Here is a 26,143-nt window from a genome sequence, read left to right as displayed (position 1 = left end):
TGCAGTCCGGCCGCCCCGAACCGGGAGTTGCAGTGATCACCAGCATCGCGATAGACGGCTTCAAGTCGTTCCAGGACTTCGAGTTCGAGTTCCCCTCGGGACCACTCACCGTGCTGACCGGCCCCGCCGGCACCGGCAAGACCAACCTCCTCGACGCCCTCACCCTGGTCTCCCGGACCCTGACGGACGGCTGGGAGGCGGCCACTACCTCCAGCCCCCGGCTGGCCGCTGACGCCGTCCTGCTCCAGGGCGAGCACGAAGGGCAGCCCAGGACCGCGCAGAGGATGCGGATCACGGTGCAGGCCCTGATGCCCGGCACGGCCGGGCCGGTCTCGGCGGAACTCACCGCGTTCCGGGCCCCCGACGGGCGCACGGCCGTCCTCGACACCGCTGGCAGCGGCGTACGAATGGCCGCGCGGACCGGGGCGCCGCAGCGCCTGATTCCGCTGGACGGCACGGGGGCTGTGATGGACACGCTCCGGGAGCAGGCCAGGAACTGGCAGACGGCCTCCGGCGGTACGGGCGACACCGCGTCGATGCTGCGGCGGCTCAGCCCGGAGGCGGCAACCCGGCTCGCCGCCGACCTCGCGGCGCTGGTGCACGGCTCCTTTGGCGTCCGGACCGCCCACGGACGGATCGAGGTCCGGATGGCACACCGGGGCTGGGTGGCGATGAACACGATGCCCGCCGGGGCGCTGAGGCTCCTGGAGGCCCTGGCCGCCTGGCACACCAAGCCCGGCGTGCTGGTCCTGGACGGGATCGGAGAAGGGATCCACCCGAAGGACGCCGTCGAACTCGCCCGGCGGATCTCCCGGCGGCTCGGCGGCGCCTCCTCTCCCTCCCAGCTGATCGCCAGCACGCACGCCCTCGACCTGGTCAACGCCCTGTCCGGCGGCGACCAGTCCGCCATGGTCGTGATCGAGAAGGCCCACCGGGTCGACCCCGCGCAGCAGACCATCACACCGGTCAGCATCGCCCTGCCCGTCCGGGAGCCCCTGCCGGAGGAGGAACCAGGGCACTGCGTCCGGCCCTCCCGTCTCCTCCGGATGCTCAGCGCCGCGTGAACCCCGACGGGGTGCCGGGCCGCCCCGGCCCGGCACCCGGCGTGCTCCTCTCGCTGTCGGCGCAGGCCCGGCCGCCCGCCACCCCCCGTCTACCGAAAGGTCAGCCATGCCCCCGCCCGTTCTGGTGCCCGGCCTCGGCCCCACCCGCCGCAGCCCCTTCGGCAACCTCACTCCCCACCAGTACCTGGAGCTACTCCTGGAGGAGATCCGGGAGTTGTACCGGGCCGACCAGGTCCCCTGGGTGGTCGGCTACAGCGGCGGCAAGGACAGCACCCTGGTCGCGGCGCTGGTCTGGTGGGCCGTGGCCTCCCTACCGCCGGAACAGCGGACCAAAACCGTCCACGTGATCTCCACCGACACCCTGGTGGAGAACCCCCTGGTGGCCGCCTGGGTGGGCCAGTCCCTGGACGCGATGCGCGAGGCCGCCGCCGCGCAGCAGCTGCCGATCGAGGTGCACCGGCTCACGCCGGCCGTCGAGGACTCCTTCTGGATGTGCCTGATCGGGCGCGGCTACGCCGCACCGAGGCCCAAGTTCAGGTGGTGCACCGAGCGGCTCAAGATCAAGCCGTCGAGCCGGTTCATCCGCACCGTCGTCGCCGCCCACGGCGAAGCGATCCTCGTGCTGGGCATCCGCAAGGCCGAGAGCGCGGCACGGGCCAAGTCCATGGCCCGCCACGAAAAGGGCCGCGTGCGCGAGCGGCTCTCGCCCAACGGCGACCTGCCCAACTCGCTGGTGTACAGCCCGATCGAGGCGCTGACCAACGACGAGGTGTGGATCTTGCTGATGCAGTACGACAACCCGTGGGGCCACAGCCACAAGGACTTGTTGGGCCTCTACCAGGGAGCGAGCCCGGACTCCGAGTGCCCGCTGGTGGTCGACACCACCACCCCCTCGTGCGGCGACAGCCGGTTCGGGTGCTGGACGTGCACGATGGTCAGCCAGGACAAGTCGCTCAAGGCGATGATCGCCAACGACGACGACAACGTGTGGATGCGTCCGTTGCTGGAGCTGCGCAACGCGCTCGACATCGACGACGACCGGCATCTTCGGGACTACCGCAGGTCGAACGGCTCCCTGATGCTCTTCCACGGCCGGCTGGTGCACGGCCCCTACACCCAGACCGCCCGGGAGGACTGGCTGCGCCGGCTGCTGCGCGCCCAGCACCAGATCCGCACCCGCGGGCCCGAGTACGTACGCGACCTGGCCCTCATCAGCCTGGAGGAGCTGCACGCGATCCGCCACGAGTGGGTGGTCGTCAAGCACGAGGTCGAGGACCTCCTCCCGGCCATCTACCTGGAGGAGACCGGCGAGCCGTTCCCCGGCCCGGCCGTCCTGGACGGCGGCTTCGGCTTCGACGCCGACGCCATGGCCGTACTGCGGGAGGTCTGCGACGGCGACGAGAGCCAGTACCAGGGAGTTCGCGCGCTGCTCGGGCTGGAGCGCCGCTTTCGCACCGCCGGGCGCCGCGCCGGGTACTTCGAGGCCCTGGAGAAGACCGTCACCAAGTACATGTTCACCGACGAGGACGACGCCCTCCAGTACGCGATCGCCCGCGAGGAGATCCGCTCCGGCCTCTACGATCAGAGCGGTCCCGAGCGCCCGGGAGCAGGCGGGGGCGACGACAACCCGCAGGAATCGAAGGAGAGTTCGTGACCGAGCAGCCGCCGGCCGCACCGCACCCCGACCACCGGGGCATGCCCGCGCTGTACATGGCCGAGCTGGCCGTGCGCCGGGAGCGCTGGCAGCTGATCGTCGTCGCGCCGGGCCCCGAGGTCGTCGTCGACGCGCTCGACCTCGGCCCGGCCGACGCCCTCGCCGTCGCCGACCCGGACGGACCTGGGCGCCACCTGATCGTCCCGAGCCCGGAGCCCCAGCCCGTTCCGCCGCTCGCGGACGCGATCAGCCGCCTGCTCGCGGCGGGCTACACCGTCGACCCGGCGGCCTGGGCCGACCGGGCCAAGCTCTACGGCTGGACCCAGGTCACCTACACCTGTTGGACCGCCCCGTGCCATCCGGCCGCGCCCCCGGCGCAGCGACTGTAGCGACCGGGCCCCCGAAGACCTTCGACGAGCAGGAGAGCGACGGCATGACGACCGCCGAGTCCGACCCGGCCTGCCCGGACTGCGCCGTGCAGCTGGAGTACGACACCGCCAACGCCGTCTTCGTCTGCGGCAATGGGCAGTGCGCGTTCTTCGGGATGGAGAAGCCGGTGTGGAGCGCGCTGGAGGAGGCCGGGATGCTCCTTGCTCCGGTCACCGGGCTGCCCCGGCCGACGCGCCAGGGTCTGCCGGTGCCGTGGGTGACCCCGTGGAGCGCGGCACGGGTGTGGTGGCGTGCCATTGACTCCCGGCTCCTGGCCCGCGCCCACAACGAGTGGCGCTGCCAGGTGTGCGGAGACCTCCTCCCCGAGCAGGCGTGGGTGCTGGCCACGCCCTTCGGCGTGGTGCTGCAGGCCGCGCTGCACCAGGCATGCAGGGACCTGGCGCGGGCGTCCTGCCCGCACCTGTCCGGCCCAGCCACCCGCAGCAGCGCCTACCTCGTCACCCGCGCCCAGCTGACCTCCGACGACCGGCGCCTGCCCAAGGCCCCGCCCTCTGACCCGTACTTCCTCCAGCAGTGGGAACTGGCCGCGCACGCCGTACAGCCCGAGCCCGACGCCCCTTCCGGCCCCGCCGCCCCGACTTCGGCTGCGGCACCGGCCTGACGCCCGCCCTGGGCACATCCGACCCCATCAGGAGAGCACGATGAACGAACGGTCGCCCGATCCGGCCGACCGCGACCGGCCCGGCCCGGCTGCGGGACCCACCAGCCTCGCCCGTACCGCCGCTGGCCTCCTGGTCCCCGCCGAGACCGACCTGATCCGCTACCTGCACGAGCGCGCCACAGAAGTCGACCCGACCTCCGAGCCGGTCCTGGACGGGTGGAGGTACCCCTCCCCCTTCCACCTGCTCCTCGACGCCGGCCGCCTCTTCACCCCGGCCCCGCTCCCGCCCGGAGCCGGCCCGCTCCTCGTGACGTTCTGCTACACCAACGCCGCGCAGACGATCGAGGACCAGGAAGACCCGAACCTGGTGTACGTCGAGGGGTACGGCAGCTGCACCGTCGAGAGCGCCGTCCACCACGCCCCCCATGCCTGGGCCACCGACGGCACCCACGCCATCGACCCGACCTGGCCCGCGGATTCGGGCTGCGCCTACCTCGGCATCCCCTTCGCGGACCCGGAGATGTGGCCACACCCTCTGTACGGCGACGGGATCCTCCAGCAGTACGCCACCCTGCTCCCGATCCTGCGCGAAGGGCTGCCCGCGGACGCCGTCGCCGACATAGGCCGGCCGCTCCCGGACCTGGCACGCCGCCGTACCGAATCCGCAGGACCGCTCAACCTCACGCCCTCCAGCTGATCCCCGGCCCCCGCCCTTCGCCAGGAGCCGAATCCCCGACGCCGACAACACCGTTGGCCATGATGCGAAGGACGGGCTGCCCGGAAGCAGCACCCCTCGGCCGAACCACTCCGTTCACGAAGGAATCGAACCGTTGTCTCAGCCTCTGACCACCCAGCCCTCCGTTCTCTCCGGCCTGGCCCCTGCCGTCATGATCGACCGCCCCGGCTCCGTCGACCGCGACGATGCCATCGGTGTCGAGCGCGTCGGCGACGGCTGGCGCCTGACCGTCTATGTCGCCGACGTAGCCTCCGGCGTCACGCCGGGCAGCGCCGTCGACCGGGACGCGTTCACGCGGCGCGAGTCGGCGTACGGGGGCTGGCGCGGCACCCAGAAGATGCTGCCCGGGCCGGTGGAGGCCCGCCTGACCCTGGCCGAGGGGCGGCCGTGCGCCGCGATCGCGATCCGCGTGCACGTCCTCCCGGACGGGCAGGTCGGGAACGTGGACGTCGAGCGGGCGACGGTGAACGGCCTGGTATCCCTGAGCTACTCCCAGGCCGCCGAGGCGGTCCGCGGCCGCGCCCACCCCCTCCACGAGGTCCTGCGGGAGGCGGCGGCGGTGAGCGAGGTCCTGCTCGCCCGCCGGCGCCGGCAGGGGGCGCTCGCCCTGTACGACCTCCTCAGCGGGTGGGCGACCAGCGAGGACGGCGTCGTCGTCCGGCTCGCCTCCTACGAGCGGACCGTCGGCTACAAGATCGTCCAGGAGTGCATGATCGCCGCGAACACCGCGCTGGCCTCCTGGGCGGCGGAACACGACCTCCCGCTGCTGTTCCGCAACCACGCCGCCGGCCGCGTCGCCGCCCCGCGCCAGACCCTGCTGGACGATCTCGACGTCGCCTTCACCGACGGGTCCGCCACCCGGCTGGAGGCATTGCGCGAACGCACCCTGATGACCCTCAAGGCCGCGGAGTACGCGCCGTTCATGGGCGGCCACTGGGGCCTGAACCTGCCGGGCTACCTCCACGCCACCTCGCCGCTGCGACGCTACGCCGACCTCGTCGTGCAGCGGGTCATCTGCAGCTACCTGGACGGCGCCGACTCCCCGTATGGCGAGGACGCCTTGGCCGCGATCGCCGAGTCGCTGACCACCGGCGCCCGGCAGGACCGCGACGCCGAGCGGGACTCCCGCAAGTCGGCCGCGCACTCCGCGGCCCGCCGCGGTGCCGCAGCGACGGAGGCCGACTACACCGGCCTCGACGCCCAGGCGTTCCACGCCCTCCTCAAGCGCGGCTGCAAGGAGGACATCGCCGGCGGGCCCCTGGTCGCCGAGACCGCGCGGCGGGCCGCCGGCGGAGAGCTCACCTCGCTGGAGCTCCAGATGGTGCTGCTCGTCGCCGGCGGGCCCGGCTGGGAGGCGGGGCGCAGCGCCTGTCTGAGCGCCATCGCGGCCGCGCCCGAGACGGCCGTGTCCATCCTGTCCGTCCACGCGCAGGTCAACGGCCTGCCGGCGGTCGAGTTCACGGTCCAGGCCTTCGGCCAGGCCCCCACCACCGTCTTCGCCGCGCAGGCGTCGTGGCCGGCGGGCGGCAGCCCCGTCGAAGGATCCCGGCGGTCCGCGTCGACGAAGAAGGCGGCCCGGCACCAGGCGGCACTCAGCCTGCTCGCCGTGCTCGCCGACCTGCCCGATCCCTCCCTCGACCTCGCGCAGCCCGCCCCCGAGGCCCCGCAGCTCCCGGCAGCCGGACACGGCACCGAACCGGTTGAGGGCCGCTCGCCGATCTCGGTCCTCAACGAGTACCAGCAGGTCAAGGTCATCAGCGGCCTGAAGTTCACCATGAGCGCCGACGGCCCCAGCCATCTTCCGACGTTCACCTGCACCGCCGAGGCCACCCACGACGGCGTAACCGTCCTCGCCTCCGCGTCGGCCTCGACCAAGGCGGCGGCCAAGACGGCAGCGGCGGCCGGTCTGCTGGAGCGGGTCGACGCAGCGCGGGCCGAGCACGCCGGGTGATGCGTTGATGCCGGGCCCGGTACCCGATACTCCGCGGGCCGGGCCCGTGCGCGAGGGGAGGCGGGACATGACGGCAACAGCCGCGGCAGATCCGTGGCCGTTCGTGGTCCGGGTGACCGGCGGCCGGATCAACCACCGGGCCCGTCCTCGTGTGACCCGAGCAGGCCGGCCGACCGGATGGCTCGACCTCGCCTGCGGTGGCAACTGCCTGGCCGGCGCGCTGGACAACCACCTGCGGGAGACCGACTGCGCACGGTGCGCCGAGCAGGCCGGGCGGGACCGAGACCCCGAGCAGTGGCGGATCGCTGCCGCCGAGCGCCGTGCGCAGCAAGCGGCGGACCGCGGCCAACACCCGCTGCCGTTCGCGGTATGACGACGTGACAGCCCGTCGGCCTTCTCCGCGATCCCCGACAGGGGCGGGGCTCGGAACCGGCCCGGCGGCCGGGCTCCAGCCCATAGGATGGGCCGCAGCCGGCCGGTGACTTGGGACCGGCACGATTCCAAGGGGGCATGGTGACCGCGCAGTCGTCAGCCGTTGGCAGGGCCTACCTTTCGCCCGACGGGCGCCGGGGTGTCCTGGCGGGCCTGGAGTCCGCCACCGTCGCAGAGCTGCGCGCGGGTACACCGGTCCACCTCGACCTCGCTCGGTTCGATGTCTGCCCGAGGCCGCTGGCCCTCCTCGACGGGGACTGGATGGCGGCCCACCCCGACATGGGCCTGATGACGATCGGCCCCGTGCTCGAGCTCACCGGGCCGGAGTTCGACGAGCTCGCCGCCGGCCGCGTCGTGGAGCGGGAGGTCGGCGGAACGGCGCTGTGGGAAGCGTTCCCCGTGCGGATCGCCCAGGCCGAGACCACCGGCGAGCTTCAGGAGCGCTTCGCCGCGCTCGACGAGGGACGCGTCGACCCGCAGGCCGGCCAGCCGCTCTAGAAATCAACGTGCACACTGGCGTTCCCGTTCGACCGAAGGACTGAGCCGTGCCCGACCGACCTGAGATTGTCTGCATCTGCGGTTCTGCCCGGTTCGCGGCCGAGATGCGTGCGGCGAACCGTGAGCTGACCTTCGCGGGTGTCATCGTCGTCGCGCCGGGTGAAGCGGACGGGCCGGTCACCGACGAGCAGAAGACCGTGCTGGACGCTCTCCACCTGAGCAAGATCGACTTGGCTGACCGGGTTCTGGTCGTCAACCCCGGCGGGTATGTCGGCGAGTCCACGAGCAGGGAAATCGCATATGCCCACGCCGCCGGCAAGCCTGTCTCGTTCACCGATCCCGTCTGACCAGTAGACGATTCGTGAGGCCGAGGGCGGGTCAGCAGCCGTACGATTCCAGGATCTGCCGGGCCTTCGCGTCGGCCGGGGTCAACGCGTGCAGCCCGCCGCGGACAGCGTGGTCTAGCACCAGCGGCGGGTAGGTCTTGTCCAGCGGGGTGACAGTCATCCTGCCCGGGGCCCGGTTGTCGTAGGTGACCTGCGAGGACTTGGGGAACTCCCGGTCGCTGCCGTACGGGGTCGCGTGCAGGCACTGGCCCGGCCCGCCGAGCTCCCGGTGGTAGCGCTCCATCTGGTCGGGGAACACGTACGCGGCGGCCTTCGGAGCCGCTGCACCCGCGCAGCACAACACCACGGTGGCGAGGATGAGGTGCCACCAGTGCGCGCCGAAGCGGCGGAAGACCGCCCTGGCCGTGAAGAACACCGCGAACGTCGTAAGGACCGTCGCGGCGGACACCACGGCGAGGGCGACGTTGTGGTGGTTGTGCAGGAGCTGGGACTCCAACGCGAAGTACATGCCCGAGATCATGGCGACCCACATCGTGCCTACAGCGATCCCGCCTGCCGGCGCGGTGTAGTCCGGCTTGCCGTGCGCGTCGGCCGAGACCTGGATTCGCGAGCTGAAGGTCACTTCTCCCCCTGGGCCCGGCCGGGCCGGCTCCTCTGTTTCTGCTGGTCGTAGCACCCTACGGCACCGCACCGTCAGCCCCGGCCGGAATTCCGAAGCTGCGGGGACTGCGGTGCGGCCGGTCGCGCACACCCTTCCAGGAAGCAGCTCGCAGGGGCCAGGCGGAGGCCTTCGGCCGACGTGACGACGGCTGGGCGCTGGCCACTGGCTGGGCAGCGCCGGTGGAGCGCGGTACGGGAAGGGGCCGGACATGGGTGCGGCCCGCGCGCCGGCACGAGCCGGTGGGCGGGCCGCGGAAGGGGTACGCGGATCAGGTCTCGCGGGCGCTGAGGATCAGCGCCCGTTCGCGTACGAGGTCGCCGTGGACTGCGGGGTCGGTGTCCACCGGCAGGGTCTCCATGGCCTTGCCGATCGAGACCAGGGCTTCGTCGAAGCGGCGCAGGCGGCGCAGCGCCGCGGCCTGGCGGAAGAGAGCGACGGAGTCCGGCTCCTGGTCGAAGGGGGGTCGGTCGAGGAGGTCGAGAATCCGGTGGGGCTGACCGGGGAGGTCGTGGCCGAGCCACAGGCCGTGGAGCAGGGCGTGGGCAACCTTGGGATGGTTCCCGGACTCCTCCAGCAGCGGGTCGATGAGGTCGAGCGCGGCCGGATCGGAGCGGCCGAGGAGGGCGAAGGCGTGCAGGGACCGGCTGAAGGGGTCCAGGTCCACGGTCCGGCCTCGGCGGGCGAACAGGTCGGTCAGCGCCTGGCAGCGGAAGTCGTAACGCAGGCCGAGGCCGTACAGGTGCAGCCGGGTCCGCGCGGTGAGCGGTGGCGCGGCGCCCAGGATCTGCTCGGCCGTCAGGTGGGCGAGCGCGCTGCTTCCGGCCCGGCGGCCCTGCCAGGCGAGGTCGGAGAGAAGCTCGGCGGACTCCTCCCAGGAGGGGCGGATCACCTCCGCCCAGTGCTCGGCGCGGGCTGTCCACGGCCGATCGAGGTGGTCCGCGATGTCGTAGCCGGCGATCTCCAGTACAGCGCCCCGGGTGAGTGAGGTGAACGCGGCCCGCTCGAGGACGGGGTGGATGTTGGGCGAGCGCAGCAGCCGGCGGGCGGCCTCCCTGCGGGCCCAGGCCGAGGAGGCGGGCAGCCGGGAGTAGGCGAGCAGGGCCGCGACGGCGTCGTCGAGCCAGTCCTCGGAGCTGGGGAGGTCGAGCACGGTGTCGGTCACGGGAGGGACCCTTCGTCCGGTGGGTGAGGTGCGGTACGCCCACTAGAGGTGTGAGAAGGGCCTGCGGTGTGACCAGTCGTCCGCGGCCCGGCGGTGGACGGGCCCTGGGCGGTGTCAGCGCCGATCGCTATGCTCGGCTCAGCGCACCTCGCTTGTGCGCGCCGGCCCGGGCCCACCCCCGGGAGTTCGGTGAATCGTGCTGCCGCGCGGGGGCGAGTGACGACCGGTGCCTCTTCCGAACCGCACCCTGGCCTGCTCGTGGTGGGACGAACCGCAGCGCCGGGACGCGACGAAGGAGAAGCGGTGGCCCCGTCCTCGCCCAACACCAGCAACCACCAGCGCATCGCCCGCGCGCTGAACACCTCGACCGGCTGCGGCTACCAGACGGCCCTCCAGCGCGTGCAGGCCGCGGCCGACGCGGGCCGGCTGCCCGCCAGGCTCGACCAGGCCGGCCGTGAAGAAGCCGTACGGATGCTCACCGAGAACCACCTCCGGCCCACCCCGGCGGTCGCCGCGGAGAGCGTCCCGTCGAAGGCCACGCCACCTTCGACGATGCTGCTCGGGCTGGGCCGCGGGGGCCTGGACAAGACGGTCGCCGTGACGGACTTCGGCGCGTTGGCCCGGGGTCGCCAGGTGCTGCCGGTCGACCTGGGCGACCTGTCGCCCACCGAACTGCTGCTCACGGTGCACGAGGCGATGGAGAAGCGCCGGGCCTTGCAGCAGAAGGAGCGGGTCGTCACGGCCATGCGCGCGGAGCGTGACCGGAAGTTGAACCCGTTCCTCCTTCCCGCTGTGCCGGAGGGTCTGCGCGAGCAGGTGGAACGGCTGGCCTCGCAGACCCGGAAGAAGCCGCGGAGCGGCGAGCCGCAGTGAACCGCCGCCGGCCGGGCACGTTCAGCACTTCCGCAGGGAACTCGTGCGGCCCCGACCCCCGGCGCGGTGGCCGGGGTCCGGGGCCGGGCGAGGCTGGGCTATGCGCCGGTGGCGGCCCGCTTGACTCCCCCGCGTCGGCCGAGGCCGTAGACGCCCCGGTAGACGTCGGGCATGTCGAGCTGCCCGCTGGTGCGGCGGCTCATCACTCCGGCGTCGATCAGCTCCTCCAGCAGCTGCGGGAGGCTGGCGGGGCTGCGCGGGCCGGTCCGGGACCGGCCGGTGCCGCTCCCGGCCTCCCGCGCCGATTCCTGGAGCCGCTCGGCCAGGCTGCTCTCCTGCCACAGGCCGAAGACGTCCTCCTCCCAGATCGGGACCTGCTGACCGGCCAGCGGCTCCATGGCGAGGCGGACCCACGGCAGCGCCTGGTGAAGCTCCGTGGCCCGCGCCCCGCAGCGCACGCTGCGACGGAGATCATCGTGGTGCAGCGGCCGGTCGTGTCCGGGGTGGTTGCGGCCGGTGTCCTCAAGGGCGGTGGCCAGCGCGGTGAGGAACGGACGCGGAGTGATCACTCCCCGCGCGTCCTGGAGGCGGTTGGACAGGCAGTTGTAGGTGTAGCCGGTGCGGGCGTTGGTGCCCATGAACCGGCCGACGAGGGTGGTGAAGAACTCCTCCTGCGTCTTCGGGTCGCCGCTCAGCCCGGAGGGCGCGAGATACCGGCTGCCCTGGCTCTGCTCCCAGGTGGGCCAGGCCGCGCGGAAGTCGGCGGCCCCCGCGCTGTCGTGGTTGCCCAGGAGGTGGATGAACAGGCCGTACAGCTCGGTCCTGGCGGTGCGGCCGAGGTAGTCGGAACGGCCCCAGGAGAGGTCGGCGGCACGGCCGGTCAGGAAGCCGCGGTCCGGGCGCGGGACACCGGCCAGGGCCCCGTCCAGCATGTCCGGGCGGATGAACACCTTCGCGCGCAGCCGGGTGGTGCGGCGGGAGAGGGTGACGGCAAGGTTGAGCATGCCGGAGGCCAGGTGCTCGGCCAGCGCCCGGTCCGGGTGGAGCTGGTCGAGGGCGTCGAACAGGACGAGCCGCACGGTGTCGGTGGCCTTCGCGGCGGCTTCGAACTCGGCCAGGGACCGCTCGGTGGCCCCGGGGTTGCGGGTCAGCCAGTCGACGCGCTCGGTCCAGGTGGCGAGGGCGGCAAGGTCCGGCACACCGAGCGCGGTCAACGCGACGGCACTCCACAGGACGGTCGGCGGTACACCCCACCCCGTCAGGGCGCGAAGCTCCCCTGCGGTCGGCTGGCCGGCGTCCGGCCGGGCGCCGAAGGCGGTGACCGCCTCCGTCCGCTCAAGCCTGGGCATGCGGTACTCCCGCGCGGCGATGGTGCGCAGCTGCGGGTCCGTCAGGGCCCGGGCCCAGAACGTCTTGCCTTCGCCCGGCCGTCCGCGTACGACGGTGCTCTCCTGGTACAGAGCCGGGCGGTGGACGCCCGGGGTGTACATCAGCGGGGCCGGGAGGGTGAGGGCGTCGGTGGCGAGCGCGGCCGAGAGGGCGTCGTGCAGCAGTGTCCGGAGTTCTGCGACCGGGAGAGTGAGGGACATCGGGGCCTTCCAAGGTGGGTTTCGTGGCGTCGGTCTTCGTTCTGCTCTGGTCACCACCAGTGCCGGAACAGGAAGTCGCCGCGCGGGAGTTCGCCGCGACGGATGAGATCGGCCAGGACCAGTTTCAGCGACGGAGTGAAAGCGCGATCGGCGAAGAAGCGGTCCTCGAACACGGCGTTCTCAAGGTCTTGCGTTTTGGGCGGGTTCGCCTCGACGGTGGCTGGGGTGTTCTCGTCGGCGATCCGGATGCTCAGCCAGTAGTCCAGCTCAGTCATGCCGGTCTTGCGGACGCTCTCGCGTGTACGGGAGTCCCAGCCCAGGTACAGCTCGGTGTCGTCGAACGCTTCGAGTGCTTCCAGGTAGTCATCGTCGGAGGTGAGTTCGTACAGCTTCACGCTGTCGTTTCCGATGTGCTCGTCGTCCCGCTGGCATCCGCTCAGCGAGCTGTAGGGCTTGCCGTAGACGCGCTCGGCAATGGTTCCAATCGGGATGTGGCCGTTCTCGGCGGTCGCGTAGGCAGCGTGTGGCTCCAGCACGTAGATGGTGTACGGCGTGTACTCGGGTGCCTCGGGCATGACGGATCTCCCTCATGGGTGGTTAGTGCGTGATCACAGGGAGGACCGGGTTCGCTAAGGGCTGCTCCTCCGCAACCATAAAGCAACTCATAGACTTAAGCAACATACGTGGGGCGCTTCGGCGGCTCAGGCGGGGCCGCTGACCCGCGCCCCCAGGCGGCACTTCCGCCGCCGCGCACCGTCGCGAACGAGCCGGACGGAGTACGCCGCCGCCTGGCGACCGCCCTGCACGCCAGGAAGTGGCGCCGGCGGCCAACGTCGGGCCGAATGCCGCGACCGCAGCGCCCGAGCACGCCCGCCGCGACCGGGTGCGGCGGCGCCACCGGCCAAGCGGGAGGCCGCCGCAACGGGCCGCCGCCGGCTGGGCGCAGCGGCGAGTGAAGGGGAAGCGGAAGGATCAAAGTTGCTTAAATCTATGAGTCTCTGTATCGTTTGGGATGTCGCCGAGCGAACGAGCGCCCCATCCGGGCCCGGGCCGTGCGACTCCCGCCCCTCCGCCGCGCCTTCTGGCCCGCCCACTTCTGGAGGCATCCCGTGCCCGAGTCTGCCCACCGCCCCGCTCCCGCCGGCCGTACCGCGTCCGCCCGCTGGTGGCGCTGGAGTGTCCTGTGCGCCCTGCCCAGCGCCGCCGTCGCCCTCGGCAGCTCCTGGTTCTACGAGCCGCACACCGCCGCCGACGCCCTGATGGCGGCCACCCTCTCCAGCGTCGCGGTCTACGTGTTCGCCACGACCATGCCGCTGCGCCGCCGCACCACCACCTACCCGGTGCGCCAGGCCACCCTGGCCGTCGTCCAAGCCGACCCCGACCCCGACGGCGGCAGCCCCAGCGACACCTACGAGCTGCGGGTCTACGGCGTCAGCGTGCTGGTGCGACTCCGCCAGCACTGGAAGGGCGAACACCTGGTCCCGTACGTGCACATCGACCACGAGGCCGACCGGCCACGGCTGCTGCTCGTCGAGATCGACAACAAGGGCGAGACCGAACACCGCTGAACCCACCCGCCCCCGCGCCCACGGCCGGGCCGCCCGGAGCGCCCCGGCCGCCTCACCGAAGGAGCAGATGTGCAGCCCGAGTTCACCCCCGGAGACCGCATCAAGGTCATCGTGTGCACCGACGAGCACGACCCCATCCCCGCCGGGGCGACCGGCACCGTCACCCACTGGAATCCCCACCCGCTCATCAGGCAGCTCGGCGTCGCCTGGGACGCCCCGCACGCCCACCGCCGACTGATGCTGGTCCTCACCGACGGCGGCGACCGCGTCACCCATATCTGACCCGCCCCGCTGCCGGGCGGCCCGAGGCCGCCCGGCAGCGCCACCCGCCCAACTCGCTCAACCCGAACCCCTTGAGAGCCGCTCCCATGCCCGCGAACACCCCCGCTCCCGTATCCGCCGACGAGGTCCGCGCCGCAATCGACTTCGAGTCCGAGTACGTCGTCCACCTCCGCGACGGGGACACCTGGGTCCGGCCGCAGTCCGCCGAGCACCGCCAGCTCCACGGCATCGACGTCTGGCACACCGTGCGGCGCTCCGGCCGGTACGAAGCCACCATGCACCTCTTCGAGCAGGGCGTCCTCACCCTCGCCAGCACCAGTGCGGCCGTGCGGTTCATCCCGGCCGCCGTATACGAGGAGCACTTCTGCTCGGCGGAGGACTGCGAGGAATCCACCGACGACGGCGAAGGGTGGGAGGGGCTGTGCGGCAACTGCGCCGACCGCGCCGAAGCAGAGAGCGAGGAGGCCGACGCCACCACCCCACCCGGGCCGTCCGCGCTCACGACGTACACCACTGCCGATCTTCACCACGCCGCCGCCACCGTCCACCACATGCTCCTGCTCGCCCTCGACTCCCAGTCAGGTGTCGGCGAGAGCCTCTGCGACCAGCCGATCCCCCACACCGCAGGTACCGACGAGCCGCGTACCTGGCAGTCCCTCGGCGACGAAGCGGCCAGCACCGCCTACCGCGCCGTGGGGAAGCTCGTCGACGAAGCACCCGACCTGTCCGGGTGGGCCATCGGACTGGCCGCCGAGCACTTGGTGCCCGAGCCCGATCCCCTCACCCGGTGGGAGGACGACGAAGCCAGCATCCGTGTCCACCTCGCCTTCGCAGACCACGTCACCGCTGACCGGCGCGCCGCGATCCGCGACGCGCTGCGCCTGGTCCTGCGCTCTGACATCTGACCCCCGTGAACGCACCCGAACACCGTTGCCCGCTCCCCGGAGACCCGCTCCCGCGAGACCAGTTACGCGAACCCGCCCACGTTGCGGGCACAGCCAGCCGCCCCGCACTTCCATCCCCCCGGCCCGGATCCACCCGACCACCGACGGCGAGGGCCGGAGGGACGCGACAACTACACCGCCCGCGCCCCCGTCCCCGTCCCGCCGCCGGCCCGCACCCACCACCTCGGAGACCTCCATGCCCACTCCCCCTCCCCTGCCGGCCCAGTGGACGATCAACGTCCACCCCGTCGCCAACCTGGCGATCCTCACCCTCCTCGACGCAGACGGGGCCAACCGCGAGATCGGCTACCACCCGCTCACCCCGCCCGGGACCACCGAGGGCACCGTCCACGCGCTGGACGAGATCACCGATCCCGAGCTGCGTTCCAGCGCACAGAAGCTGATCGACAGCTTCTATCAGCGCACCGCACAGGCCCGTGCCAACGCCGACGCCTTCGGCACGGCCGTCCCCGACCAGAAACACCTCTTCGACCAGCTGCGCTCCGAACTCCCGGACAGCCCGATCGACCTCGGCATCGACGACGAGACGCTGACCATCATCCTCAAGCTCACCGCCGCGGGTCCCCACGCCGGAGCACTGCTCACCCTGATCGCCCGCTGGCCCGGCACCACCGCCCCCACCGGCCTGGCGTACGGCGTCACCCAGGACCTCGCCGACGACGGCACCCTGACCGTCACCTTCGACCAACCGCACGCCGAGAAGTTCCTCACCTGGTACCGCGACCAGCGCTGACCTCCGCTCAGGCCCGCGACCACCAGCCCCGCACAACCACCACCAGGACCCGAAGGAAGCACCACCATGGAGAACTGGGAGAAGCGAGCCGTCCTCATGCCCGCCACGCCTCTGGGCCTGTGCGAGGACAAGATGGCCGACGCCATGGCCACCGCCCTGGCCGCCATCGAACAACGGGAAGGCGAACGGCGAGGATGGGACAAGCCCGCACGGCTGTTCACCGTCCACCTGGCCGACCTCGACGCCCGCTCGATCGAGCTGCGCATCGTCCCCGCGCGGCTCTGGGGTGCTCAGGTCCGCAACCCCGCCGACGCGATCGGCCACACCGCGCAGCGCCTGCCCGCCGTGCCGACAGCGGTGGAGCACCGCTCGTACGCCGACGCCCCCGTGGCCGGCATCGCCGCAATGTTCGAGGGCTGGGGCCGACCCGCAGACCGCGAGCCGACCGAGTACGAGCAGCGCTCGAACGCGCAGGGCCGGCGCGTCAACCACCTCGCCCCCGACCGGATCGAATCGCGTCTCGTCTACGCCGTGGACATCAACCAGGTGGAGTTCTACGTCCGACGCTGCCGCGGCCAACAGCCCCACGTGCTGTCCACCGCGCAGCGCGACCAGACCACAGTGGGTACCGGCCTCGTCCCTCTTGGCCTGGGCCGCATCGCCCACGCACTCCGCGAGGGACACCCCGCCTTCTAACAGGAGGAATACTTAACTCTATGAGCGTGGGGTCATGTTGGGGTCACCTTAGGCCGTGACCATCCGGGGACATCTGCTCCTGCGGGTACGGCCCGGAGATCGCCCGGTTGGCGCCTGCGGATGACGTCTACGCTCAGGGTGTTCGACCGGGGCATCTGTGTGCCTGGCCGTGCCGATGGACACAGACGTGCGGGCCGGCCCCATCTTCCTTGGGGCCGGCCCGTGGTGGTGCGGTGCCTCAGGGCAGGGTCACAGATCGAGCAGGAAGTCGAAGTCTGTGTCCTTCGCGCCGAGCAGCCAGGCCTTGGCTTCGGCCGGGGTGAAGACGTGAGGCAGGCGATCGGGGTTCTGCGAATCGCCGATCAGGACGTACCCGTCCTTGACGGCGACTCGAACGCAGTTCCCGCCGCCGCCGCTGTACTTGGACACCGTCCATTCGACCGATGACAGATCGAACGAGGACGGGTCCGGCTTTTCTGCACCGGCGCCGCTGTACTTGGACGCCGTCCATTCGACCGAAGTCAGGTCGAACGAGGACGGGCCCGGCTTTTCAGTCACTGTTCTAGCTCCTTGATCTTCTTCTTGAGGCGCGTGCGCGTCTCGTCGGGGTCCAGCGCTCGCTCCCAGAGACTGGAGAAAGCCGCCGTGTAACGCTGCACATCTTCTTCCCCATCGAAGTACAGCGAGCTGACCATCGTCTCCACCCACACCACCTGGCGGGCCGCCTCGGGAAAGGCCATGACGACGAACGGGCCGGCGGAACCAGGATGTAGTCCGATGGCCGCTGGTAGGAGGCGGATGGCGTTACGCGGGTCCTCGGACTCGTCCAGCACTCGCTCCAACTGCCGTCGTGCCACCGCCGGGTCATCTACGGGAAGGTGGAGCGCGCACTCGTCCACGAGGGCGCGCAATTCTGTGAGTGCGCCTTCTCGCACTTGCTGCTGACGGTCCATGCGGACGTCGACGAGGGCCTTGACTTCGGAGCGTCGCAGATCGGGCCTCATCAGGGCGATGACGAGGTAGGCGTACTCCTCGTTCTGATGGAGCCCCGGCCAGACGTCTCGTTCGTAGTTCCACAGCTCAGCGGCCCGACGCTCCATCTTCAGGAAGCCCTCGAACTGCATAGGGCCGAGCAAGTGGGCATTACGCCGCCACAGTGCTGGGCGTGGTCTGCCAGCGGGAGTGGTGTCGGCTCCCAGGAGGGCCACAATCTCGGAGCTTTCCGTGGCGTTGGCCTGGTATGCCTCAAGCAGCGCTTCAACGAGGTCGCGGGCAACGCGCCGGCGCTGTCCGCGCTCCAGGCGGCTCAGCCCGCTCTTGTCGATCTTGACGCCGCGCTGGCGCAACGCTTCGTGGCCTGCGACGTCGCCTTGGGTGAGGCCGCGCCGTTCGCGCAACTCCTCAAGGCGCAGGCCGACTTCGCTGAGGGTCAACGACCACGGCGTCTCTGGCATGGTGGCCAGTCTGACGGCTCGTAGCGCCTCCTACAAGCAATATGGTTGAGCAATTTGCTCGACCATATTGCTAAGGGCTTGCCTGAGGGAGCATCCTAGCCAGGGTCACCAAGTGTGCAGCATCCGTCGCCACGCGTGGAGGCCGTTCCGCTTGCTCTGCTGCCCGTACTCGCCCAGGGAGGAGCTGTCGCGATGCAACCGACGTTGTTCAGCTTCCTGCTGAAGGATCGTGACCTCCTTGGCTGGGAGGCGTTCTGCGTCCATTTCGCGGCCACCGGGCGGAAGGCTGCTCGGGAGACCGGCAACCACCGACTGGCCACGGTCAGTGTAGGGCGCACCACGTTCGACAGATGGTCCTCGGGGACGTGGTACGGCCGTCCCCGCGGTGAGGCGGCGCAGATCCTGGAACGCCTGCTCGGTCACACCGTCGAGGAGTTGTTCAGCCCGGCGCCCGGTGCGAGTGAGCCAACGGTGGCTCTGGAATCGGTGGCCGCGCGGGTTGGTTTGCGCTGGCCCACATCCAACTTGATGCTCCCCGCCGGCGGACCGGCAGGGACCTGGGAGATTGCTGGACGTCAGCGCCTGGACGGCACGAGCGCCGCGGTGCACCTTCTTCCCGTCGTCAGGCGAGGTGAGGATGCCGACGTGCACGATCTGGGCCAGGACGGGCTGCGGGACCTGGAGCGGTTCTTACGGCCGGTGCGCCGCGGATTCCTTGTCGGCGTCGAGGAGCGACAGGACGACTTCAACCTGTACGTCCGCGACGCCGCAGCCGCTCGTAGGCCCGCTCTGCCCGGGCCGCCTGCCACCGGCGGCCTGTCGATTCCCTCGGCGTACCTCCTGGACGACCTCTCCTACGGCATTCTCTGGGCCCTCACCCAACTCGACGACGGACTTCTGTCCGATGATCAGGCTCTTGACGCCGAGCAGCACCTTCTGGATACCTACCTCTCCTTGCCCCGCTCGGCGCCCAGCCAGCTGCTCGTTGACCTGACCGCCGTTGGCAGCAGTTGGATGGGGTCGGCGTTCTGTGCCCGGCACATCCGGCAGGAACTGGCCGATGCGAGCGAGGTGCCGATCTTCTGGACCCGTGAGCAGACCGGGGAAGAGGCGGCCTGCTGGCTGTTCTTCAAGCACAAGCTGGACTACCTCCAAGCCCTGGATCGCTTTCACGGCGCCGCTACCCAGACTGTCCGGGTCTTCTGTCTGCCCGAGGCCGAGGTGGCGCGCTCCGAGAAGTACGAGAGGGTTCTGCTGCTGTTGGCGATCGCCCTCATGGAGCGCTTCGGGGTCCGGGTCAGGGTGGTAGCGAAGACGGAGTACTCGGAGGTGGACGGGGTGGCCTTCGTCCCCGGGCAGCGAGCCGTCGTTGCCAACTGGGTACGAGCGCCCGGCGGAGCGCTGTGGGCGGCCGCCAGTACGTCGACCCGCGGGGAGCTGCGTACCTACGCCAGCGTTTTCGCCGACGCGCAGGGCGCCGACGTGCTGGTGGGCGAGGACCCGGCGAGCCGTCTGCGGTCACTCGCGGACTATCTGGGCCTGGACTGGGGCTGGTTGACCGCCAGGTGTCACGCTCTGGGCGAGTACGGCGTGGCCGGCCTCGTTCGCCCCCGCAGCCGTCTGCTGACCGTGGAAGCGCTCGATGAGACCCTGCTCTTCCTCGGCAAGCTCGCCCCGTCCCGGTGATTCCCGTCCGTACTGTCGTTCCGTCTGAAAGGTCCTTCGTGCTCTCCGCTGACCGTGACCCGAACCGAACCGTCCTGGTGCTCACCCTGGGCGGCACCATCGCCATGACGCGCACCGCCGCGGCATCCGGCGTCACGCCCACGCTGACAGGATCGGACCTGGTGGGCGCTGTGCCCGGCCTTCGAGACGCCGCCGAGGTGACCGTGGAGGACTTCCGGCAGATGCCGGGGGCCTCCCTGGCGTTCAGCGACATCGTCAGCCTCGTGGACCGGCTGAAGCAGGCCGACCGGGAGGGCGTCGACGGGGTCGTGGTGACGCAGGGCACCGACACGCTCGAAGAGACCGCGTTCCTGACCGGCCTCTACTACCAGGGCCCCACACCGGTGGTCTTCACCGGCGCCATGCGCAACGCGGCGACGGCGGGCGCGGACGGCCCGGCGAACCTCCTGGCCGCCGTCCAGACCGCTGTGAGCGCGGAGGCTCGCGGTACCGGGGTCCTCGTCGTCCTGGGCGACGAGATCCATGCCGCCCGCCACGTCCGGAAGATGCACACGACCAGCCCGGCAGCATTCGAGTCTCCGAACACCGGACCGCTCGGCCACGTAGCGGAAGGGACGGCTCGGCTCCGCGGCTCGCTGAGTCCGATCGCGCCCGTACCGCTTCCGGTCGGCGCCCTGCCGCAAGTGGAGATCGTCACCGCGTCCCTGGGCAGCAGCGGAACGCTGCTGCCAGGCCTGGCGAACGAGGTCAGCGGCCTCGTGGTGGCCGCTTTCGGCGCCGGCCACGTCCCCGAGACCTGGTGCCGCCCGCTGGAGGCGCTGGCTTCCACGATGCCCGTCATCCTTGCCTCCCGCATCGGCACCGGGCCCGTCCTCACCTCGACCTACGCCTTCCCCGGCTCCGAGAGCGACCTGCTGGCCCGCGGCCTGATCAGCGCCGGAAACCTCGACCCCTACAAGGCCCGTCTGCTCCTGGCCGCCCTCCTGGCCGCAGGCACACCCCGCCCGGATATCGCGAAGGCGTTCCTCGACCACTCCTAATCCCGCCCCCGACCCCACCAGCACAAGGGACATCCCTGAACATGCGCTTTGCCCAAGTTCGCACCGGCCGGCAGTTCGTGCTCGCCCTCGACCACGGGGAAGACCTCCTGGAAGGCATCACGCGGTTCTGCGCGGACCAGGGCATCCGGGCGGGATACATCCCGCTGTTTGTCGGTGGCCTTCGCTCAGCCCGTTTGGTCGGCTCGTGCGAACCCCTCGCCGACCCCGAGGCCCCCTTGTGGGAAGAGGTCACCGTCGAGGTGCTCGAAGCGCTCGGCGGCGGGACGCTCGCCTGGGATACGGAGAAGGACTGCCTGGCCCCGCACATCCACGTCGCGGCCGGCATCAAGGCGAAGTCGGCCGAGGGGCGGGTGTCGCACCTGCTCGGCGCGACCGTGCAATTCATCTGCGAGATCCCCATCATCGAAGTCGTCAGCGACACCGCAGGGCCGGCGCTTACGCGGCAGCGCAGCGCGGAGCTGTACGACGTGCCCCTCCTCGGCTTCGGCACGGGCAACTGAGGGAGTAGACGACGATGCGCAGGGCGATCCGCTTCCCGGAGGTGGTCGAGGCTCACCGCATGCGCATCTACGAGACGTTCACGGTGCACTTCGAGCGGGCGGCCAGGGAAGTGGCCCAGCTCGACGGCAACGCCTCCCTCGCATCCGTGTACGTCTCACGGTCCTCCTGGGATCGCTGGATGATCGGAGACATCAAGGGCTTGCCGCGGCTGCCGACATGCCGGGTTCTGGAACATCTCTTCGGCGAGCCGGCCGAGCAGCTGTTCGCCCGGCTAGAGCCTGAGGCCGTGCCACAGGCCGACGCCGGGGCGGCAACCATCGTTGACTCAGCGGTGTCGCCGCATCTGGCCGCCATGGAGTCGTTCCGGCTCGCGGACCGCCAGCTTGGCGGCGGGCACGTGTACCGGTCCGTGCTGCACTACCTCAACACGGTCGTCGCCCCGACCCTCTTCAGCGCGGCGGACAGCCGCGAAGACGGTGAGGCCGCCTTCGGCGCGGCGGTCGTTCTCACAGAGATGGCCGCGTGGATGGCTCACGACGCCGGCCGCGACGATCTGGCATCCGGGCACTTCGACCGAGCCCGTCGCCTGTCGCAGAGCCTGACCGACGTGACCGCCGGCGCGAACGTGCTCGCTGGCATGAGCCACCTGGCCCTGCAGACCAATCAGGTCGAAGCCGCCGCCGAGCTCGCCCGCAGCGGGCTCGCCCGCCTCGCCGGCGGCCCGCCGGTGCCAACCCTCGCGGCCCGCCTCCACGCCATGGAGGCCCGGGCGCTCGCCCAGCTCCACTCCGAACGAGAGGCGCGGCGGGCGCTCGACGCGGCACACGAAGCCCTGGTTCTCGCACGGACCGCACCGGCGTCCAGGTGGGTGGCTCCGTTCGACGAAGCGGCACTTGCCAGCGAAGGCGCTTCCGTGTTCCTGGATCTCGGCGCGCTCAAGGCCGCAGCCAAGGAGGCAGAGCACGCGTTGGCGCTGCGTGACGCGAGCCGGGTCCGCAGCCGGGCGTTCGGGCAAATCACGTTGGCGCGGGTCCTGCTCGCACAAGGGCAACTCGACGCTGCATGCACGGTCGGCATGGAACTACTGAACGCCTGCCAGTCAGTGACGTCCCTGCGGCTCAGCAGCCAACTTGCGGCGCTGCAGGCTGATTTCGATCACCATCGCCAGGTCTCGGAGGTCCGCGAGCTCCTCTCGCGGATGACCGCCACGGCGCAGCACCGTAGATTGCTGCTCGGCAGTCTCGCGCTCCCGGAAGGTCCGCAGTGAACGATGCACCCATGCCGGGTGAGCCCGGCCGTGACGCCTACCTGGCTGAGGGAAACGCTCGGCAGGCCCGGAAGAGGGCGGCCGCGGACGCCCTGATCCGGGACCAGGCAGGGAGGCTGCTTCTGGTGAACCCGACCTACAAGGAAGGGTGGGACCTTCCTGGGGGCATGGCCGAGGACAACGAGGCCCCGGAGGATGCCCTTCGGCGAGAGCTCCGCGAGGAGCTCGGCCTGACGGTCGCCGGGCTGCGGTTCCTGTGTGTCGACTGGGTGGGGCCGCACGGTCCGTGGGACGACCTCCTCGGGTTCGTCTTCGACGCCGGTGTCCTGTCGCCAGAGCAGACCGCCCGGCTGAAGCCGAGCGACGAGGAGATCTCCGAGCACCGCTTCTTCGAGGCCGCACAGGCCCTGCGCCTGCTGCCGGAGCGCCAGCGCGCCCGGGCCGTCCATGCTTTGCAGGTCCTGGAGGACGGTGTCCCGCGCTACCTCCGCAACGGAGTTGCCCTCTGAGCGGGAGGGGCAGGTCCGGTCACGCGTTGACCTCCATGGAGGGGGCGCGCCCCTCATGCTGGATCATCACGGTCCGGATCCGGGAGAAGACGCTGTCGATCACCCCGAGCTCGTGATCGGACAATGGCTGGCCGAGGAAATGCAGATCGTGCCCGGCCAGCTGGTGGTCGCCGGCGCCAGCGACCACCACAGCGTTCGGCACCTGCTGAAGGATGAACCGTAAAGCCACCCGGGCCAGGGCGTCCGAAGACGGGCCGAAGCGGCCGGCCAGCTCTGCGAGGCCGTGGGTAACCGCCGACGCCATCGCTTCCGCGTGGTCGGCCGAGCCTCTCCATGCGGCCAGAGCGCGGTCCGCGCAGCCACCTGCGAGCGCGCCGTGGGCCAACGGCGAGGCAATGAGCAGGCCGACGCCGTGCCGGGCGGTAAAGGCACCGAGGTCTTCGTCTCCCAGGTCGGCCAGCGGTAGCAGGCCGCTCGCCTGTGTCCAGACCACGTCGGGACAGATCCGGTCGAACAGATCCAGGAAGCGTCGTATCGAGCGGCTGGAAGAGCGGAAGCCCGGACCACGCAGACCGATAGCCCGGATCTGGCCGAGATCGCGCAGCGCCCGCATCTGCTCGACGACCGGATCGAGGTACCGGTCGCCGGGGCCGAAGTCCCAGGACTCAAGGGTGTAGAGGGCCAACTCGTCCAGGTACAGATTCTCCAGGGTCTGCTCGAGCTGATGCCGCACCCGCGGGCCGGCGTAGGGGTGGGGAGCGGATCCCTGGACCCGGCCGACCTTGCTGGCGACCTGCGCACGGTGGCCCCGGTGCTCCTTGAGGACTTTGCCGACGAGCCTCTCGGCGTGGCCGCACCGGTGGCCGTCGGCCGTGTCGAACAGGTGCGCCGCGCCCTCGCCGCCGCCTGCCTCCAACGCGCGGCGCAGCCCGTCGAGCAGCCGTGCGTCGTCCGGTTGAACGGCGTTCGGCGCCCAGCGCGAGGTTCCGCTGCTGACGCCCAGCGGGTGCACCATCAGGTCCGGGGCCAAACGGCGGGGTGCGAGATCGCTCGGTGTCATCGGGCAGCGTCTCCCGCTCGGTAGAGGAAGATCGCGATGACGCGCTTCCCCTTCTTGTCGCGCTGGACTCCCCAGGCGCTCGCCAGTACGTCCACTAGAAACAGGCCTCTCCCGCCCTCATCGTCTTCGTCGGCAGCCAGAGGCTTTCCGGGTAGCGCCGTGGTGTCTTCGCCGCGGTCGCGAACCTGGACAGCCACTCCCCAGTCGTAGACGTCGAGGGAGATGTCGATCGCCGCTCCAGCATGCTCGACTGCGTTCCCGACCAGTTCGTCGGCCACCAGAACCACGTCGTCCGTGTAGTCGCTGTCGGTCTTCCCTGCGAGGGTGGTGCGGACTATGCGGCGGGCGGCGCTCTGCGGCGCGTCGAGGTCGCAGAGGTCGATGGCAGCGTGCGCCGTGGGGCGGCCGCCATCGCGGCCTGGGCCGGATGGCAAGACAGTGCTGGCGGGACCAAGCACGGGGATCACTCCTCGCTGCATTCACAATGCCCGGGGGGCACGGACTGGCAAGTCCTGCTGAATACCGTGGCCCATGTCGCAGCGCGGGTGATAGCGAAACTCGTCCCCACTTCTCCCCACTTCAGCGTCGGCCCCGCCTACTTGCCGGACGGCGGGAAGTGCCGACGGGTCGAGCATCGTACAGAAGGGCGATATTCGTGCGCTTTCCTCACGCCGGGACATGCCGGTGGGCAGGCCACCGCGTACCCGCCCGGCCCGTGGTTAGAGGCATTTAGCGCGCCAGGATCCCCTCCGAGCTGGCCGTATGGCAAGCAACTGGCCCTGAGGCCTCATCAAGTCGCCCTTACCAGCGATCCCGAATTCCAGTCAAGCATTTTCAGAGAAGTGGGGTGAAGTGGGGTGGCGTAGTCGATCTCTAGCGACGGGAGTTCCGGGCGGGTACCGACATCGGGATCGGTGACCGAATTCGGAGCTATTGTCCGAATCCCGGCGGGAGCGCGAACGGGTTTGACCCCGTTCTCCACGCCGCCGAAGTGGGGAGAAGTGGGGGCCGATTTCGCTATCGGAGCGTGCGAAGAAGCGGCGACGCTATTCGCAGTTCCTCCGCCTCGCCGTCCAGGGAAGGGTTGCCGTGATCACTCTCGCCTCACCGGTTCTCGGCACCTCGCCCGGCGTCGAAGGCCGTCCCAAGAGCGGGGCGGGCGCCTGCACGCGGCAGTACACCCCCGTGAACGCCGTGCGCCGACGCCCGCCCTCGGGCTCCGAGACCACTCCCGAGGAAGGCCGGTGCCACCTCGTGACCGCGACCTCCGGGAGAACGGAGCGAGGTGCGGCGCCTTAGCGCTGCTGCCTCCCGGCTGCCGTGGCGAGCACTGCCCCACGGCAGCCGGTCCACCCGCCGCCCGCTCCCCTCGTCCGCCCCCGCAGCGCCGCTTCTCCCGAGGACTCACCATGTGCCAGCACAAGCCCGCCTGCCCCTCCGCCGAGGCCACGGACCGCGAGGCCGCCGTCGTAGTCACGGCATACCCCGAACAGGGGTGGAGCCAGCTGTGCAACGGCGTCTTCCTCTTCGACGACACCGGCGAGATCCTCCCCGACGGCAAGATCATCGCTCCGCACCGGCTGGCCGCCACAGCGTCGAGCGCCGCGGCATGAGCAGAACCCCGTTTGTCCAGGGGGGCCTCCCCGTGCCGTACGTGACCGCGTGGAGCACGGAGACGCACCCGGCTGCCACCGTGGTCCTGCACCGGTCCGGGCAGGGCATCGGCTACGCGGACGAGACGCCGTACGACCGCGACAGTGACGGCGTGCTGTGGATTCGGCAGGCCATCGCTCAGGGCGCCGGCAAGGCTCTGTTCCCGACCGTCCATGCGCTGCGTCAGCGGCGCGCGATCAGCCGAATGCTGTGCCAGGTCTGCGGCGCCGACACTCTGGAGCAGGACCCGGAGCGGCAGCTATTCGTCCTCAAAGACGTCGGCCGGCCGGTGGGTGAGGGGGAGCTGACCACCGCCGCCCCGGTCTGCCCGCCGTGTGCGCTCATAGCGGTGACGCACTGCCCCCATCTGCGGGAACACGTGGCCGCCTGGGTCGAACGCCCGGTGTCATGGGGGGTCGCGGGGGTCCTCTACGACCCTAGGACCCTGCTGCCGGTGCCCGGCGAGGACATCGTCCAAGTCGGCTACGACGATCCTGCTCTTCGCTGGGTGCTGGCGACTCGTCACGTGCTGTCGCTACAGGGCTGCATCGCTGTGGATGTGAACGATCTCGCCGCCCTGACGACGAAGTCGTGCCCGGCGCAGGCCCCCCCGTTGTAGGTCCCTCCGCCGCTCCCATTCCAAGAACAGGGCAAAGCCGCCGTACGCCGTGCCCACCCACAACCGCCCGG

General features: G+C 70.9%; 30 protein-coding genes. 22 read left to right on the top strand and 8 right to left on the bottom strand.

Going from position 1 to position 26,143, the window contains the following annotated elements; translation table 11 throughout:
* Nucleotides 1–32 precede the first annotated feature (32 nt).
* From IF30_RS0100930 to IF30_RS0100890, 9 genes are all read left to right on the top strand, one after another.
* The gene (locus IF30_RS0100930) at nt 33–1,064 is read left to right on the top strand and encodes an AAA family ATPase (protein WP_030230494.1); all 1,032 of its coding nucleotides are present in this window, start codon (nt 33–35) and stop codon (nt 1,062–1,064) included.
* A 106-nt stretch (nt 1,065–1,170) separates the two neighbouring features.
* Nucleotides 1,171–2,718: a DNA phosphorothioation system sulfurtransferase DndC gene (gene dndC, locus IF30_RS0100925; RefSeq protein WP_078891042.1), complete on the top strand. Its 1,548-nt coding sequence runs from the start codon at nt 1,171–1,173 to the stop codon at nt 2,716–2,718.
* Nucleotides 2,715–3,107 carry a hypothetical protein gene (locus IF30_RS0100920; RefSeq protein ID WP_030230490.1) on the top strand — a complete coding sequence of 131 codons (393 nt, stop codon included), beginning with the start codon at nt 2,715–2,717 and terminating at the stop codon, nt 3,105–3,107. Before dndC ends, IF30_RS0100920 begins: the two co-directional genes overlap by 4 nt.
* A gap of 44 nt (nt 3,108–3,151) precedes the next feature.
* Nucleotides 3,152–3,769 (top strand): hypothetical protein, encoded by a 618-nt coding sequence (locus IF30_RS48520; RefSeq protein ID WP_063752431.1) that lies wholly within the window; start codon nt 3,152–3,154, stop codon nt 3,767–3,769.
* A 40-nt stretch (nt 3,770–3,809) separates the two neighbouring features.
* Entirely contained in the window at nt 3,810–4,466 is a 657-nt protein-coding gene (locus tag IF30_RS46240) for a hypothetical protein (RefSeq protein ID WP_051708966.1), read from the top strand.
* Nucleotides 4,467–4,599: 133 nt separating this feature from the next.
* Nucleotides 4,600–6,456 carry an RNB domain-containing ribonuclease gene (locus tag IF30_RS0100905; protein ID WP_030230482.1) on the top strand — a complete coding sequence of 619 codons (1,857 nt, stop codon included), beginning with the start codon at nt 4,600–4,602 and terminating at the stop codon, nt 6,454–6,456.
* A gap of 67 nt (nt 6,457–6,523) precedes the next feature.
* Nucleotides 6,524–6,829, top strand: coding sequence for a hypothetical protein (locus tag IF30_RS0100900; protein WP_158834637.1), 306 nt, complete (start codon nt 6,524–6,526; stop codon nt 6,827–6,829).
* Between the two features lie 137 nt (nt 6,830–6,966).
* On the top strand, nt 6,967–7,386 hold the full coding sequence (locus tag IF30_RS0100895; RefSeq protein WP_030230477.1) for a hypothetical protein: 420 nt from the start codon (nt 6,967–6,969) through the stop codon (nt 7,384–7,386).
* 47 nt (nt 7,387–7,433) lie between these two features.
* Nucleotides 7,434–7,733: a hypothetical protein gene (locus tag IF30_RS0100890; protein ID WP_030230475.1), complete on the top strand. Its 300-nt coding sequence runs from the start codon at nt 7,434–7,436 to the stop codon at nt 7,731–7,733.
* A 31-nt stretch (nt 7,734–7,764) separates the two neighbouring features.
* Here IF30_RS0100890 and IF30_RS43120 read toward each other — a convergent pair whose 3' ends face one another.
* Together IF30_RS43120 and IF30_RS40815 are read right to left on the bottom strand one after the other, a co-directional pair.
* Nucleotides 7,765–8,355, bottom strand: a complete 591-nt coding sequence (locus tag IF30_RS43120; protein WP_051708965.1) for a hypothetical protein — start codon at nt 8,353–8,355, stop codon at nt 7,765–7,767.
* Between the two features lie 307 nt (nt 8,356–8,662).
* Nucleotides 8,663–9,556 carry a hypothetical protein gene (locus IF30_RS40815; RefSeq protein WP_051708964.1) on the bottom strand — a complete coding sequence of 298 codons (894 nt, stop codon included), beginning with the start codon at nt 9,554–9,556 and terminating at the stop codon, nt 8,663–8,665.
* A 303-nt stretch (nt 9,557–9,859) separates the two neighbouring features.
* Between IF30_RS40815 and IF30_RS0100875 the strand changes: the two genes are divergently transcribed.
* Complete coding sequence (locus IF30_RS0100875) at nt 9,860–10,429, top strand: hypothetical protein (protein ID WP_030230469.1); 570 nt, start codon at nt 9,860–9,862, stop codon at nt 10,427–10,429.
* Between the two features lie 98 nt (nt 10,430–10,527).
* On the opposite strand, the gene IF30_RS0100870 is transcribed toward IF30_RS0100875, so the two are convergent.
* Both IF30_RS0100870 and IF30_RS0100865 read right to left on the bottom strand, forming a co-directional pair.
* The gene (locus tag IF30_RS0100870) at nt 10,528–12,018 is read right to left on the bottom strand and encodes a hypothetical protein (protein ID WP_030230467.1); all 1,491 of its coding nucleotides are present in this window, start codon (nt 12,016–12,018) and stop codon (nt 10,528–10,530) included.
* 50 nt (nt 12,019–12,068) lie between these two features.
* Entirely contained in the window at nt 12,069–12,593 is a 525-nt protein-coding gene (locus tag IF30_RS0100865; RefSeq protein WP_030230464.1) for a hypothetical protein, read from the bottom strand.
* Nucleotides 12,594–13,127: 534 nt separating this feature from the next.
* Here IF30_RS0100865 and IF30_RS0100860 point away from each other — a divergent pair.
* From IF30_RS0100860 to IF30_RS0100840, 5 genes are all read left to right on the top strand, one after another.
* On the top strand, nt 13,128–13,586 hold the full coding sequence (locus tag IF30_RS0100860; RefSeq protein WP_030230460.1) for a hypothetical protein: 459 nt from the start codon (nt 13,128–13,130) through the stop codon (nt 13,584–13,586).
* A gap of 69 nt (nt 13,587–13,655) precedes the next feature.
* Nucleotides 13,656–13,868 carry a hypothetical protein gene (locus IF30_RS0100855; RefSeq protein WP_030230458.1) on the top strand — a complete coding sequence of 71 codons (213 nt, stop codon included), beginning with the start codon at nt 13,656–13,658 and terminating at the stop codon, nt 13,866–13,868.
* Nucleotides 13,869–13,954: 86 nt separating this feature from the next.
* The gene (locus IF30_RS0100850) at nt 13,955–14,773 is read left to right on the top strand and encodes a hypothetical protein (protein ID WP_030230456.1); all 819 of its coding nucleotides are present in this window, start codon (nt 13,955–13,957) and stop codon (nt 14,771–14,773) included.
* Between the two features lie 235 nt (nt 14,774–15,008).
* Nucleotides 15,009–15,566 carry a hypothetical protein gene (locus tag IF30_RS0100845; protein WP_030230454.1) on the top strand — a complete coding sequence of 186 codons (558 nt, stop codon included), beginning with the start codon at nt 15,009–15,011 and terminating at the stop codon, nt 15,564–15,566.
* A gap of 66 nt (nt 15,567–15,632) precedes the next feature.
* Nucleotides 15,633–16,262: a hypothetical protein gene (locus IF30_RS0100840; protein WP_030230452.1), complete on the top strand. Its 630-nt coding sequence runs from the start codon at nt 15,633–15,635 to the stop codon at nt 16,260–16,262.
* A gap of 249 nt (nt 16,263–16,511) precedes the next feature.
* Here the strand turns inward: IF30_RS0100840 and IF30_RS0100835 are convergent, their stop codons facing one another.
* Both IF30_RS0100835 and IF30_RS0100830 read right to left on the bottom strand, forming a co-directional pair.
* Entirely contained in the window at nt 16,512–16,820 is a 309-nt protein-coding gene (locus tag IF30_RS0100835; protein WP_234322534.1) for a DUF397 domain-containing protein, read from the bottom strand.
* A complete protein-coding gene (locus IF30_RS0100830) occupies nt 16,817–17,716 on the bottom strand; it encodes a DUF5753 domain-containing protein (RefSeq protein WP_030230448.1) in 900 nt (299 codons plus the stop codon). The genes IF30_RS0100835 and IF30_RS0100830 overlap by 4 nt, the downstream gene beginning before the upstream one ends.
* Before the next feature lie 192 nt (nt 17,717–17,908).
* Between IF30_RS0100830 and IF30_RS0100825 the strand changes: the two genes are divergently transcribed.
* From IF30_RS0100825 to IF30_RS0100805, 5 genes are read left to right on the top strand one after another with little or no spacing between them, the layout of a single operon-like run.
* Nucleotides 17,909–19,402: a hypothetical protein gene (locus tag IF30_RS0100825; protein ID WP_030230446.1), complete on the top strand. Its 1,494-nt coding sequence runs from the start codon at nt 17,909–17,911 to the stop codon at nt 19,400–19,402.
* A 38-nt stretch (nt 19,403–19,440) separates the two neighbouring features.
* Nucleotides 19,441–20,442 carry an asparaginase gene (locus IF30_RS0100820; RefSeq protein WP_030230443.1) on the top strand — a complete coding sequence of 334 codons (1,002 nt, stop codon included), beginning with the start codon at nt 19,441–19,443 and terminating at the stop codon, nt 20,440–20,442.
* 41 nt (nt 20,443–20,483) lie between these two features.
* Nucleotides 20,484–20,963, top strand: coding sequence for a PPC domain-containing DNA-binding protein (locus IF30_RS0100815; protein ID WP_030230440.1), 480 nt, complete (start codon nt 20,484–20,486; stop codon nt 20,961–20,963).
* A 14-nt stretch (nt 20,964–20,977) separates the two neighbouring features.
* Nucleotides 20,978–22,231 carry a hypothetical protein gene (locus IF30_RS0100810; protein ID WP_030230437.1) on the top strand — a complete coding sequence of 418 codons (1,254 nt, stop codon included), beginning with the start codon at nt 20,978–20,980 and terminating at the stop codon, nt 22,229–22,231.
* Between the two features lie 11 nt (nt 22,232–22,242).
* Nucleotides 22,243–22,740: an NUDIX domain-containing protein gene (locus IF30_RS0100805; protein ID WP_030230434.1), complete on the top strand. Its 498-nt coding sequence runs from the start codon at nt 22,243–22,245 to the stop codon at nt 22,738–22,740.
* Between the two features lie 19 nt (nt 22,741–22,759).
* Here the strand turns inward: IF30_RS0100805 and IF30_RS0100800 are convergent, their stop codons facing one another.
* The gene (locus IF30_RS0100800; protein ID WP_030230431.1) at nt 22,760–23,800 is read right to left on the bottom strand and encodes an aldo/keto reductase; all 1,041 of its coding nucleotides are present in this window, start codon (nt 23,798–23,800) and stop codon (nt 22,760–22,762) included.
* On the bottom strand, nt 23,797–24,258 hold the full coding sequence (locus tag IF30_RS0100795) for an ATP-binding protein (protein WP_234322533.1): 462 nt from the start codon (nt 24,256–24,258) through the stop codon (nt 23,797–23,799). The genes IF30_RS0100800 and IF30_RS0100795 overlap by 4 nt, the downstream gene beginning before the upstream one ends.
* A 951-nt stretch (nt 24,259–25,209) precedes the next feature.
* On the opposite strand from IF30_RS0100795, the gene IF30_RS0100790 reads away from it, so the two are divergent.
* Together IF30_RS0100790 and IF30_RS0100785 are read left to right on the top strand one after the other, a co-directional pair.
* Nucleotides 25,210–25,413 (top strand): DUF5999 family protein, encoded by a 204-nt coding sequence (locus tag IF30_RS0100790; RefSeq protein WP_030230423.1) that lies wholly within the window; start codon nt 25,210–25,212, stop codon nt 25,411–25,413.
* Nucleotides 25,414–25,445: 32 nt separating this feature from the next.
* A complete protein-coding gene (locus IF30_RS0100785) occupies nt 25,446–26,072 on the top strand; it encodes a hypothetical protein (protein ID WP_158834635.1) in 627 nt (208 codons plus the stop codon).
* The last annotated feature ends 71 nt before the right edge of the window (nt 26,073–26,143 follow it).

The sequence above is a fragment of the Streptomyces sp. NRRL S-350 genome (genome assembly GCF_000719705.1).
GTDB lineage: Bacteria > Actinomycetota > Actinomycetes > Streptomycetales > Streptomycetaceae > Kitasatospora.
This window is presented reverse-complemented; position numbering and strand designations above follow the sequence as displayed.

Excerpts from the sequence above, each read along its gene's own strand:
- dndC (WP_078891042.1), top strand. The coding sequence starts at position 1,171 with ATGCCCCCGCCCGTTCTGGTGCCCGGCCTCGGCCCCACCCGCCGCAGC.
- IF30_RS48520 (WP_063752431.1), top strand. The coding sequence starts at position 3,152 with ATGACGACCGCCGAGTCCGACCCGGCCTGCCCGGACTGCGCCGTGCAG.
- IF30_RS46240 (WP_051708966.1), top strand. The coding sequence starts at position 3,810 with ATGAACGAACGGTCGCCCGATCCGGCCGACCGCGACCGGCCCGGCCCG.
- IF30_RS0100900 (WP_158834637.1), top strand. The coding sequence starts at position 6,524 with ATGACGGCAACAGCCGCGGCAGATCCGTGGCCGTTCGTGGTCCGGGTG.
- IF30_RS0100895 (WP_030230477.1), top strand. The coding sequence starts at position 6,967 with ATGGTGACCGCGCAGTCGTCAGCCGTTGGCAGGGCCTACCTTTCGCCC.
- IF30_RS0100870 (WP_030230467.1), bottom strand. The coding sequence starts at position 12,018 with ATGTCCCTCACTCTCCCGGTCGCAGAACTCCGGACACTGCTGCACGAC.
- IF30_RS0100865 (WP_030230464.1), bottom strand. The coding sequence starts at position 12,593 with ATGCCCGAGGCACCCGAGTACACGCCGTACACCATCTACGTGCTGGAG.
- IF30_RS0100850 (WP_030230456.1), top strand. The coding sequence starts at position 13,955 with ATGCCCGCGAACACCCCCGCTCCCGTATCCGCCGACGAGGTCCGCGCC.
- IF30_RS0100845 (WP_030230454.1), top strand. The coding sequence starts at position 15,009 with ATGCCCACTCCCCCTCCCCTGCCGGCCCAGTGGACGATCAACGTCCAC.
- IF30_RS0100840 (WP_030230452.1), top strand. The coding sequence starts at position 15,633 with ATGGAGAACTGGGAGAAGCGAGCCGTCCTCATGCCCGCCACGCCTCTG.
- IF30_RS0100830 (WP_030230448.1), bottom strand. The coding sequence starts at position 17,716 with ATGCCAGAGACGCCGTGGTCGTTGACCCTCAGCGAAGTCGGCCTGCGC.
- IF30_RS0100825 (WP_030230446.1), top strand. The coding sequence starts at position 17,909 with ATGCAACCGACGTTGTTCAGCTTCCTGCTGAAGGATCGTGACCTCCTT.
- IF30_RS0100815 (WP_030230440.1), top strand. The coding sequence starts at position 20,484 with ATGCGCTTTGCCCAAGTTCGCACCGGCCGGCAGTTCGTGCTCGCCCTC.
- IF30_RS0100810 (WP_030230437.1), top strand. The coding sequence starts at position 20,978 with ATGCGCAGGGCGATCCGCTTCCCGGAGGTGGTCGAGGCTCACCGCATG.
- IF30_RS0100805 (WP_030230434.1), top strand. The coding sequence starts at position 22,243 with ATGCCGGGTGAGCCCGGCCGTGACGCCTACCTGGCTGAGGGAAACGCT.
- IF30_RS0100800 (WP_030230431.1), bottom strand. The coding sequence starts at position 23,800 with ATGACACCGAGCGATCTCGCACCCCGCCGTTTGGCCCCGGACCTGATG.
- IF30_RS0100790 (WP_030230423.1), top strand. The coding sequence starts at position 25,210 with ATGTGCCAGCACAAGCCCGCCTGCCCCTCCGCCGAGGCCACGGACCGC.